Here is an 8029-nt window from a genome sequence, read left to right as displayed (position 1 = left end):
CGCACTAATTACGCTAATTTTTAACTAATAAATCAAATACTGATTCGCATTATTAATAGATAAATCGTATCTTCTTGAAGAAAGGGAAGGACAAAAACAAGCATACGACAACAGCATAAAAATAAAGGTGATTGGCAAGGAATTTTTTTACGAAGGAACTGTCACACGAAAGCCTTATTTTGCACAAATATCCTATGATGGTTCATCGTTCCATAAAGAGACTGATATTAATCTTTTTGTGGAACCTGGGAATATCTATATTCGTATGGTCGATTGGGATACTGACGCTAATGTATCGGGCACTTCCATCAATGAAGATTACAATACTTACATTCTTGAGCGAGAAGCTCAATGGAGTGCTGTATATTGGAATAGAGATCGGAGAAAAGTGGCGGAAGATAGTACTAAAACAGAGAATAGTAACTTATTAGATACATCAGTAACTGAACAGCGTTCAGAAGGTCGGTTTACTTTTCTTGAAAAATATGCAAAATATCCGAATGTCATCCGAGTCATGTTGGCTCGTGATTTAAGGACAAAATATCCGATTAGGGAGTCTGAACTCTCTCAATATCTACGCATTATTGATTCAATGCCCCAAGCGGATCGAGATGTTTTTTTGTCATGGTGGGATTATATTATAAAAGAACGAGAATTTAAAAAGAAGACCAGAATAATATTAGATAGTTTGATCGGTGATCCACCTCGTTTCATCGAGACTATTCCAAGTAGTTCATCATCAACAACTGTAAAAAATGAGTAAAATCCTTGGTCTTTAAAAAACGCATATACATTGGCTGTGTATACGCATTTGTATACGATTGAAATTTGTATTTAAATTTATAAATGTCGTCCTTTGTAACAGCAAGAGCAATAAACTTTTATTCGTACTAATATTATGGAAAAATACAGTTCCTTATCTTATTTGATATAGACAGAACTGGAAAATGAGCCAAACGATTATCTACTAATATCTTGGTATCTCCTTGAAAAAGATATTCAATATTATTAATCTCTAAAAGTAGTTCTTATGAAAAAAATGAATTTAGGCTTTATTATGGTTGGATTAGTTTTTCTAATCAGTATTTCTGTGCTTAGTTGTCAGGCGGATGAAGCTGACGATTACTTTCAACAGGCAGAAGATGTGACTGCCGCTGATCTCTTTATTGCTTCGGAGGCCTATCAGAACTTACAAAAAGAAATAAGGAAGGGGATTAGGCGAAGGCGAAACGCAATTAACGAATTATCTTCAGAAGGGAAGGAACAGTATCATCAGCTTAAGAAACAATTGTTGAATTCTGAAACTCGTATGGAAGCAAGAGTGCAATTGAATATTTTGTTAAAATATGATGAACGAACCGAACGGAATAGAATTTTTTCTATATTTCAAGAAGTTTATGAGGGAGTTGATGTCACCCGATTAGAATTAATAAGAGCTCGGCAAAAATATCAAATGCATAAAATTGTTATTGGTACACGAGCGGAAGATCCAGAGGCACTTGAGAATTGTAATAAAAAATGTGATGGTGATATGGAACAAGGTGTAACTAATTGCTATGAGATATTCAATACATGTCTTGAAAATGTACCGGCAAAGGAAAAATTATATCAAGAGGGACCTAGATATGAGGCATGCGTAGATAGTCATGATTTCTGTTTGGATTGTTGTTATTTTGATTTAACTGGGTGTCAAGATGCTTGTCAGGCGGCATATGGTAAAAAAGAAAAATGATAAATTTAATATATATAAAAATGAAATATAGTAGTATATTGCTAATTATCGCATTCGTTTCTATAGCTCAACAGTTTTATGGACAAGAAAAGTACACCATTTGGGGTGAATTACCCGACCATTCGTTGGATAATAGTTATTTGCGTTTAGTTAACAATTCTGCCATTGGTCAAGAGTATGAGCGCATGAAACATTCATTTATTGATAGTATATTGGTGGTTGACGGGAAATTCCATTATGAAGGTGTACTTTCACAAAAGCCATTCTTAGCGTATCTTTCTAGTGCCAGAACAGGAAGAAATATGTTGGATTTGGGCTTATATTTTATAGTTGAGCCTGGTAATATCCATATCCGTATCGCTAATTGGGCAGATAAGGGTATTGTATCAGGTACTCCTATTAACGACGATTATAACAGATGTATTATCGAACAGCAAAAAAAAGTGGATAGAGAGCGTTCTCTTCAAAATAGAAGTGCATCTTTCAGAGATGCATACATACATGCCAACGAATGTAGACTTTTTTTCTTAGAGAAATATGCTCAATATCCAGATGTCGTACGATTCCACTTATCTTTTTTGTTGAATGGACGAAGAGCATCAAAGGATCCTGATTTCCCAAAATATCTACGGATTCTCGACCGAATGCCCAAAGCCGATCGAGATATTCTTTTGGCTTGGCGGGACTATACTATTAAAAGAGAAGAATATAGAGAAAAGACCAAACCGTTGTTGGATAGTATACGTGATAATGCGCCCCGTTTCATCGAGACTATTCCGAGTAGTTCATCATCAACAACTATAAAAAATGAGTAAAATCCTTGGTCTTATTGTTATTCTGATGATTTGCGTTTCTTGCAATCAAAAAAGGAAAGCAGAGGTATCTCTGTCTTCCTATACACACGATTTCGGAATAATTAGTTCTGATATAATTTGTCGTGATAGCATTACAATCACCAATGTAGGCAATGCCAGGTTGGAAATAGGAGAGATCGAAACTGGATGTGGATGTACACAAGCATCGGTGGAGAAGTATGAATTAAATCCTGACGAATCGTGCTCGCTTCATTTTTCTTTCAATCCGAAAGGAAAAGGAGCAGGGGCAAAGGAAGAACTAATTATTATCAATGCAAACACAGACTCCCTCTTTTATATTCTGCAAGTTAAGGCAATTATTCAGTGATAATGTTTTTACGTTTTCTTTTTTACTTATCACCACCTTATACTTATCGGCTGATTGGTTTATGGATAGGTATTTTATGCCTAAAAATATAAGTTTCATTGTCGGCATCGTAATATGGGGAGGTATTTGCATAGGGAACTGGAAGCGAAAAATTAGACTGTCTGTTGATTTTCTATTTCTGTCTTTTACTGTTTTTATGGGATATGTTCTCGTTTGCAGTCTCTTTACATCGCAATATATACACAGTGTATACATCGTATCTGGATGGATTCTTTTTGTGTTGATGCGTAATGGAAAAAATCCTACAGAAACATTTAATAGCATTTTAGCTGTCGTTGGAGTTTTGTCGGCCTTGTATGGCTTGCTGCAATATGTAGGGTGTATAGAAACTCAATCTTATTTTTCTGTTACTGGTTCTTTTGATAATCCCGCCGGATTTGCTGCAAGCATCGTTCTCTGTTATCCTTTTCTTTTGTGCCAGACTTCTAATGGAAAAAGAAAAACGCTCAAGTTTATGGCGTGTCTTCTCCTCATTATAGTCGTTATCTTATCCGGTTCGAGAACAGGTATACTTACTTTATGCGTAGTAACACTCCTTTTTTACGCTCTCCGCTATCGGAAGTTAATTCATAAAAGGCGCATCTTTCTTATCAGCGGAGGCGCTTTGTTTCTAATAGGTTTATTCATTGGACTGATTTATCTAAAACCAACTTCCACTTCCGGTCGTGTTCTGATTTGGAAAGTATCTGCCGGATTGTGTAAGGAACATATAATTCAGGGAAACGGACTCGGCTCTTTTAAGGCGGATTACATGCCGGAACAAGCCAAATATTTGTCATCCTTCCATGCTGATGAAAGCGATAGAATATTGGCAGGGAACACGAATCATCCATTTAATGAGTATCTGTTGTTGTTGATTGAACAAGGACTTATAGGAATCGCTTTATTCTTATTGTTGTTGATTGCTGTTTTTCGAAGTAATGTGCCATTTGACACTCCAGCCTTACTGACACTTGTTTCTATTGCTATATTTTCCTGTTTTTCTTATCCATTCAAATATGCTTTTGTTTGGTTCATGACTATCTACTGCCTCGCTTCACTTAATCAACGGGAGGTTGCTCTACGAACAAAACATTTCAACAAGCCATTTTTATTGATTATTCTTTTTATACTCTGTTTCTTTCTGATTAAGAATATCATTTTCGAGCGAACATGGAAACGAATTTCGTTGGTTGCAGAAAAGAACAATGGTTTGCTGGATAATGAATTATCTGTATTTACCAAGCTATACGATGAGTGGAATGGCAATCCCTATTTCTTGTACAATTATGCATCAGAATTGAAAAATGAGGAATTATACAAACAAAGCGTTAACGTATTCTTACATTGCGAATCTTATATCAATACGTATGACCTGCAAATGCAATTAGCTGATAATTACTATCAGATGGGGTGTTGGAAAGAATCAGAAAGACGCTATAAACTGGCACAATGTATGTGTCCTGGCCGTTTTCTTCCATTACAAGGACTTTTGAGGATCTATGTAAAATCTGATAACTGCATACTTGCCGAACGGGTAGCTTTAGAAATAATCAATAAACGAATAAAGATACCATCTTACACTGTTGCTATCATACAGGAAGAGGCTAGAAACTATTTGCGCAAAAAGAATATTTAATTATAAAATAACAATAAAACAAAATGAAAGCTACATTCATCTTTCTTTTTCTTGTTTTGCTTTTCAGTTGTCAAAGCTCTGAAGAAAAACAGTTGGAAAAGGTGCTGACACTGGCGGGCAATAATCGTCCGGAACTCGAAAAAGTGTTGGAGCATTATAAAGAAAACGAAGCTGACAGTTTGAAACTTAGAGCTGCCAAATTTTTGATAATGAATATGCCCGGACACCAGTCGTATATAGGGAAAGATATTGAGGAATATTATGTCGAAGCTGAGAAGATAATCTTCTCTGACAGAAAGATTGATGAACAGGTGAATGAATTAAATAACTTGTTGTTAGAGTTTCCATCAGATGATTTTGAGTTTAAGGAAGATTACTCTGTCATAAAAGCCGACTATCTGATACAGAGTATAGACGCGGCTTTTGACGATTGGCAACAAGGTCGTTGGGCAAGAGGCATTACATTTGAAGAATTTTGTGAATATATGCTTCCTTATAAGTGCGTAGAGTTTCAGGCTTTTGATGATTGGCGCAATGTGTTGAAACCGATAGCTAATGACACATTATGCGATTTTTCTTATAATGACATTTGGAATAAAACACCCTATCATGCGGCAGAAGCTATTAATATTAAATTACGTGATACTGTTATTGTCGATTTGAAAAAGCCTCTGAAGTGGCATGCGTTATATAAGGTTCCGTTTTGGTGTAATATTCCTTCTAATTCTTGTGAGACAAGGACAAATACTGCTTTAGCCATCATGCGTAGTAAGGGTTTTGCGGTTTCGTATGATTTCGTTTTGCAGTGGCCTACAAAAGCACATGCACATTCGTGGCTAAGTATTCTGATAGATCACAATCGCCGAATGGTATGTGAAGGAGGACATGAACCTTTTTTGGCTACCCTACGACCGGGTGAGTGCAAAGGTAAAGTATATCGAAGAACATATTCTCCCAATTCGGACTTAGTCCGGCTGAATAAAGAAGCCAGTAGTGTTCCGCCAACGTTGCGCAATGTGTTTATAAAAGACGTTACGGATGAATATGCAACGACCATTGATCCTGTTTTTCCTGTACTTTCCGGGAGAAGAGAACGCAAAGAAAAATATGCATATCTGGCAGTATTTGACAATGCGAAATGGGTTCCTATTTGTTTTTCGGAAATAAAAGATAGTAAGCAGATCGTCTTTGATAAAATAGAGAAGGGAGCTGTCTATCTGCCGGTATATTATATAAATGGAAGGGTTCGTCCATTCAATTATCCTGCTTTGTTGAATGAAAAAGGTGAACTGGAGTTCTTGAATCCCGATAACACATCGAAAAGAAGTATTAGTCTAAAACGGAAATATCCTTTAACGCGCAAAGCGTTCACCACAGCACTCCGTTTAAAACACAGCAGGTTTCAAGCAGCACACAAGGAGGATTTCAGTGATGCTGTCACAGTACATACGTTCAAAGAGTATAGCGTATCGGGTAGTATAAATGTGAGCGATACTACAAAGTATCGTTATTGGCGTTATATCTGTCCAAAGCCCTACCGCTGTAATATTGCAGAATTGATGTTCTTGGATAAAGACAATAAAAAACTGACAGGAACCATTATAGGTTCTGAAGAACGAAGCAAAAATCCTCATTATAGCCGTTTTGCTGCTTTTGATTTAGATCCGTTTACATTTTTCGCATCTAAAACTTTAAGAGATGGTTGGGTAGGATTGGATTTGGGCAAACCGGAATCTGTTGGAAGAATAGGCTATATGACACGTAATGATGACAACAATGTTCGTATTGGAGATACTTACGAGCTTTTTTATTGGGATATGGATTGGGTGTCGTTGGGCAAACAAATAGCTGACGATTTTAGTCTGACCTTTCACCATGTACCACAAAATGCTTTACTATTATTGAGAAATCTTACTAGAGGGACGGATGAACGAATTTTCTTATATAAAGATGCTAAGCAGCTATGGTATTAATTCATCGGCAAAATGCCATCCGTGAATTTATCGACGGCGAGGCGCACGTCAAGGGATTCCTGTTGGCTTACTTAGGGGTGACGCAGGGCTACATCCTTCTTCCCGAATACGAATCTTCCAAAGGTTATGCGGACTTCTACATGATGCCCGATCTGGTGCGCCAGCCGGACATAGTCTGCAGCTATATCGTGGAGGTGAAGTATGCCCGCTGTGACACCTCCGATGCCGACATCGCCTTGCTGAAACGTGATGCGGCAGAACAGTTGCGCCGCTATGCCGACGATGGGAAGGTGGCCCGCACGAAAGGGAATACCCGGCTTGGATTGATTACGCTGGTGTTCAAGGGATGGGAATTGGTGGCACTGGAGAAGCTGGCGTCCAGAGCGGATTGCGAAAATGAATCAGAAGCCTAAATATGGTATCCGATTTTTTTTAATATTTATGCTTGAACATTTGGACGGGCGTTTGCGCAGGCTTCTTATTATAAGGGGAATATGACGCATGTGTAACCTTTAGGTCTTCGCTTGCCTGTTAATCTTTATTTGTGCTAAAAGTTTCGCAGGTTTCATCGTCGTGAAACTTTATTTCTATCACGATGGAACTTTATTTTCATTGCGATGAAACTTTTATTCAATTCCTATGAAATATTTTCGCAAGTATCTTTCCCGTCACAATCTGTGGCTTACCAGTCATAATCTTCAATGTATTCGTCGAAGTTAATCTTTGTCTTGATGCCGTGTTCCAGGAAAACGTCTGCGATTTGTTTCTGTTCCGATGGATGAAGTCGACGTTGTTTGTTGCGAATACGGTAGTACATACTTTTCCCCATTAAAGATTTAAGGCTATTTTGTATGGCCATAGCTTTTTTGTGCGGAACGTCGTCTAATATATGGCTGATGCCAAGTGCAAAGGTCGTGAGAGTGTATGCACTGAAATAGGAACATTCCTTTTCATTCCCCGCTACATGGTTGATGTTGATCGTTTCGTAGTGAGGAACACTTTGGGGCACAATCATCGCAGCCTGAAAACGGAGGCATTTGTTGCGGCGCGGACATTTGGTGTGGTTGCAAAACAGATACATTTTAGGTATATCATCGTATGTAAGTGGCTTATTCATTGTTTTTATCATATTCAACTTTTATATCAGACGAATTTGATACAAATATAAGGATTTATCTTGAGATACAGAATTTGTTCCACTTGTTCTTATTTTTTTATTGCCTTTGTAACCAATCATTGGAATATTTCCTAAAGTTTTATATCAAATATAAATTATTGTACCTCTTCGCTTTGTTGAACTGTTTCCTTTCGGAAGCGTATGCCGGCATCGAACTTCGTTCCAAACAAATGAGAACCAGTGATGGACTGCCCAGCAATTCGGTGCGATGTATGTTTCAGGATAGCAACGAATATGATTGAATACTGGATTGAAATAGTAGACATGATATTAGCCAATTATAGTTG

8 protein-coding genes are annotated in these 8029 nt (G+C 37.4%); 7 read left to right on the top strand and 1 reads right to left on the bottom strand.

Annotated features, from left to right (window positions below; translation table 11 throughout):
• The first annotated feature begins 55 nt into the window (after positions 1 to 55).
• The 7 genes from ACT8YW_RS12030 (at position 56) to ACT8YW_RS12000 (ending at position 6978) form a co-directional block, all read left to right on the top strand.
• Positions 56 to 763, top strand: coding sequence for a DUF4369 domain-containing protein (locus ACT8YW_RS12030; protein WP_444105157.1), 708 nt, complete (start codon positions 56 to 58; stop codon positions 761 to 763).
• Between the two features lie 267 nt (positions 764 to 1030).
• On the top strand, positions 1031 to 1732 hold the full coding sequence (locus tag ACT8YW_RS12025) for a hypothetical protein (protein WP_008645514.1): 702 nt from the start codon (positions 1031 to 1033) through the stop codon (positions 1730 to 1732).
• Between the two features lie 20 nt (positions 1733 to 1752).
• Entirely contained in the window at positions 1753 to 2547 is a 795-nt protein-coding gene (locus ACT8YW_RS12020) for a DUF4369 domain-containing protein (protein WP_008645512.1), read from the top strand.
• Positions 2540 to 2914, top strand: a complete 375-nt coding sequence (locus tag ACT8YW_RS12015; RefSeq protein ID WP_444105152.1) for a DUF1573 domain-containing protein — start codon at positions 2540 to 2542, stop codon at positions 2912 to 2914. Before ACT8YW_RS12020 ends, ACT8YW_RS12015 begins: the two co-directional genes overlap by 8 nt.
• 76 nt (positions 2915 to 2990) lie before the next feature.
• The gene (locus tag ACT8YW_RS12010) at positions 2991 to 4592 is read left to right on the top strand and encodes an O-antigen ligase family protein (protein ID WP_444105150.1); all 1602 of its coding nucleotides are present in this window, start codon (positions 2991 to 2993) and stop codon (positions 4590 to 4592) included.
• 23 nt (positions 4593 to 4615) lie between these two features.
• On the top strand, positions 4616 to 6565 hold the full coding sequence (locus ACT8YW_RS12005; protein WP_444105148.1) for a discoidin domain-containing protein: 1950 nt from the start codon (positions 4616 to 4618) through the stop codon (positions 6563 to 6565).
• Entirely contained in the window at positions 6556 to 6978 is a 423-nt protein-coding gene (locus ACT8YW_RS12000; protein WP_444105146.1) for a PD-(D/E)XK nuclease domain-containing protein, read from the top strand. Before ACT8YW_RS12005 ends, ACT8YW_RS12000 begins: the two co-directional genes overlap by 10 nt.
• 269 nt (positions 6979 to 7247) lie before the next feature.
• On the opposite strand, the gene ACT8YW_RS11995 is transcribed toward ACT8YW_RS12000, so the two are convergent.
• On the bottom strand, positions 7248 to 7682 hold the full coding sequence (locus ACT8YW_RS11995; protein ID WP_444105144.1) for a DUF6078 family protein: 435 nt from the start codon (positions 7680 to 7682) through the stop codon (positions 7248 to 7250).
• Positions 7683 to 8029 lie beyond the last annotated feature (347 nt).

It is taken from the genome of Bacteroides sp. (genome assembly GCF_052357945.1).
Taxonomy (GTDB): Bacteria; Bacteroidota; Bacteroidia; order Bacteroidales; family Bacteroidaceae; genus Bacteroides.
This window is presented reverse-complemented; position numbering and strand designations above follow the sequence as displayed.

Bases quoted from the DNA above. Each gene is read 5' to 3' on its own strand.
- ACT8YW_RS12025 (WP_008645514.1), top strand. From the start codon at position 1,031: ATGAAAAAAATGAATTTAGGCTTTATTATGGTTGGATTAGTTTTTCTA.
- ACT8YW_RS12020 (WP_008645512.1), top strand. From the start codon at position 1,753: ATGAAATATAGTAGTATATTGCTAATTATCGCATTCGTTTCTATAGCT.
- ACT8YW_RS12015 (WP_444105152.1), top strand. From the start codon at position 2,540: ATGAGTAAAATCCTTGGTCTTATTGTTATTCTGATGATTTGCGTTTCT.
- ACT8YW_RS12010 (WP_444105150.1), top strand. From the start codon at position 2,991: ATGCCTAAAAATATAAGTTTCATTGTCGGCATCGTAATATGGGGAGGT.
- ACT8YW_RS12005 (WP_444105148.1), top strand. From the start codon at position 4,616: ATGAAAGCTACATTCATCTTTCTTTTTCTTGTTTTGCTTTTCAGTTGT.
- ACT8YW_RS12000 (WP_444105146.1), top strand. From the start codon at position 6,556: ATGGTATTAATTCATCGGCAAAATGCCATCCGTGAATTTATCGACGGC.
- ACT8YW_RS11995 (WP_444105144.1), bottom strand. From the start codon at position 7,682: ATGAATAAGCCACTTACATACGATGATATACCTAAAATGTATCTGTTT.